Genomic DNA, 3046 nt, shown 5'->3' with positions numbered 1-3046 from the left:
GCGGCGGCAGGATCGTTGTCGCGGGCGAGGTGGCCGGGGCGGCCACGGTCGGCGGCCCAGCAGCCGACCCGCCGGCCGGCCCCGGCGGGCGCCGCTGCCCCGCGGCGTTGAGGGTGCGGGTCCGCCGGTCCTGGACGGTGTCGAAGCCGGCGGCGATGACCGTCACCCGCACCTCGTCCCCGAGTGCGTCGTCGATGACCGCACCGAAGATGATGTTCGCTTCCGGGTGGGCCGCGTCGGCGACCAGTTCGGCGGCCGCGTTGATCTCAAACAGGCCGAGGTCCGACCCACCCGAGATGTTGAGCAGCACCCCCTGGGCCCCGTCCATGCTCGCCTCGAGCAGGGGGGACGCGATGGCCTGTTCGGCGGCGACGGTGGCCCGGTCGTCGCCGCGGGCCCGTCCGATGCCCATCAGGGCGCTGCCGGCATGGGACATGACCGTCTTGACGTCGGCGAAGTCCAGGTTGATCAGGCCGGGCGTGGTGATCAGGTCGGTGATGCCCTGGACACCGGAGAGCAGCACCTGGTCGGCGCTGCGGAAGGCGTCGAGAACGCTGATGTCCCGGTCCGTCATCGCCAGCAGACGGTCGTTCGGGATGACGATGAGGGTATCGACCTCATTACGCAAAGTGTCAATACCGGTGTCAGCCTGGGTGGCCCGGCGCCGACCCTCGAAGGTGAACGGCCGGGTGACCACACCGATGGTGAGTGCTCCGAGAGAGCGGGCGACGTTCGCGACGACCGGCGCACCGCCGGTACCCGTGCCACCACCCTCACCCGCGGTGACGAAGACCATGTCGGCCCCCTTGAGGACCTCCTCGATCTCCTCCCGGTGATCCTCGGCAGCCTGGCGGCCGACCTCGGGGTCGGCTCCGGCGCCGAGGCCTCGGGTGAGCTCACGGCCGACGTCGAGTTTCACGTCGGCGTCGCTCATGAGCAGGGCCTGGGCGTCGGTGTTGATGGCGATGAACTCGACGCCCTTGAGACCGACTTCGATCATCCGGTTGACGGCGTTGACGCCACCACCACCGATCCCGACGACCTTGATGACCGCGAGATAGTTCTGTGGGGCAGCCATGCGGTGTCGGTCCTCCAGCGGCGTCGGTGGTCGGACGGGGGTTACCCCGCCCCTGCGCCGCCGCGGGAAGGCGGAGCCACGCGGCGAGCGGGAAAGCAGTCGAAGCCTCAACCTTCACCGTCAGCTAGACGGTTACAGTTATGTCAACTTCCGACTGTGGATCGGACAGTAGGCACGGCTCCGGCGGTGGTCAAGGACGCTGTCGGCGCGTCACGACTTTCCCCGCATGGTGGCTTCGCCACCATGCGGGGGCCCCCGCCCCGGAAGGGGTCTGTGGTAGCCGTGGCTCGCCTCTGGCGACCTCCCCTGGACAGCCGGCGAGGGCTTCGTCTCAATGTACGGGTCCCGATCAATGTACGGATCCCGGCACCTGGCCGTGCCGCGGATCAAGGGACCTCACCATCCCCGGGGCCGATGATGGTGTACTGCCTCCCGTGACCGGTCAGCGCACCCAGCACGTCCATTTCCTCGGCATCGGAGGCAGCGGCCTGTCTCCGCTGGCCCAGATCCATCTCGCGGGCGGCGGGACGGTGAGCGGCAGTGACTCCGAGGACTCGCCCCGGGTGGCGACCCTACGCGCACGGGGGGTACCGATCCGGATCGGGGCCACGCCCGGTCCGGCCGCCGTCGCCGCCGAGCTCGCCGGTGCGGATGTCGTGGTCGCGTCCAGCGCGCTGCCCGACGACCATCCGGAGATCGTCGCCGCCCGCGCGCTCGGTCTGCCCGTGCGCCGCCGTTCGGAATGGCTACCGGAGCTCACCGCCGGGTACCGGCTGGTCGCCGTCGCCGGTTCGCACGGCAAGTCGACCACCTCGGCGATGCTCACCCTGGTCCTGCGCGCCGCCGGGCTGGATCCCACGGCGGTCATCGGCGCAGAGGTGTCACAGCTGGGGGGGAACGCGCTGGCCGGCTCCGGCGACGTCTTCGTCCTGGAGTCCGACGAGTACGGCGGCGCCTTCGCGGGCCTCGACCCGAGCATCGCCGTCATCACCAACGTTGAGTGGGAGCACCCCGACGTCTTCCCCGACGAGGCATCGGTCCGGGCAGCCTTCGCCGCGTTCGCCCGACGGGTCCGGCCGGGTGGACGACTGGTTGTCTGCGGAGATCATCCCGGGGTGGTCGCCGTCCTCACCGAGCTGGGTCGCCAGCGGCCCGGCAAGGACGTCGCGGTGAATAATGACGTCGCGGTGAATAATGACGTCGCGGTGATCGACTATGGCTTCGAGCCGGAACGCCACTGGCGCGCGGTCGACGTCGTCACCACCGCGGGGGACGACATGACCAGGGCGACCGTCCTGCGGGCCGGCCAGGAGGTCGGTGCGCTGACCCTGACGATACCCGGCCGACACTCGGTGCTGAACGCGCTCGCGGTCCTCGCCACCGCCACCGAACTGGGAGTCGCTCCCGCCCAGGCCCTCACCACCCTGACGACCTTCACCGGCGCGGCCCGACGGTTCGAGTTCGTGGGCTTCTGGAACGGCAGCACCGGCAGCACCGGCACCGGGCCCGCCGGAGGTCCGGGCAGCCTGGAGGTGATCGACGACTACGCGCATCATCCGACGGAGGTCCGTCTGACGCTCGCCGCGGCCCGTTCGCGGGCTCGGGGACGGCAGATCTGGGCGGTACTCCAGCCACATACGTTCAGCCGGTTCGCCGCGCTGCTGGATGACTTCGCGGCCGCGTTCAGCGACGCCGACCGGGTGTACGTCACCGACATCTATGCCGCCCGCGAGACCGACGACCTCGGTCTGCATGCCGTCGACCTGGTCAAGCGGGTGAGCGAGCCGGCGGCAACGTACTACGTGTCCTGGTCCGAACTCGTCGAACGACTCGCCACGGACGTCCGCGCCACCCTGAGCGACGAGGCGTCGCGGGGGGTCCTACTGCTCACGCTCGGAGCGGGAACGAGCACCACGGTCGGTCCCCGGCTGCTGGCCGCCCTGGGCTTCGCGGCGGCCGGTTGACCTC

General features: G+C 70.5%; 2 protein-coding genes. One reads left to right on the top strand and one right to left on the bottom strand.

Features of this window, described 5'->3' with window-relative positions:
• The coding region (ftsZ, locus tag AC08OV_RS24250; protein ID WP_476620397.1) for a cell division protein FtsZ at window positions 1-1078 on the bottom strand (1078 nt) is incomplete at its 3' end.
• Window positions 1079-1512: 434 nt separating this feature from the next.
• Here ftsZ and murC point away from each other — a divergent pair.
• Window positions 1513-3042, top strand: coding sequence for a UDP-N-acetylmuramate--L-alanine ligase (gene murC / locus AC08OV_RS24245; protein ID WP_476616165.1), 1530 nt, complete (start codon window positions 1513-1515; stop codon window positions 3040-3042).
• The last annotated feature ends 4 nt before the right edge of the window (window positions 3043-3046 follow it).

It is taken from the genome of Frankia sp. CeTa3Moorea, from assembly GCF_978021225.1.
This window is presented reverse-complemented; position numbering and strand designations above follow the sequence as displayed.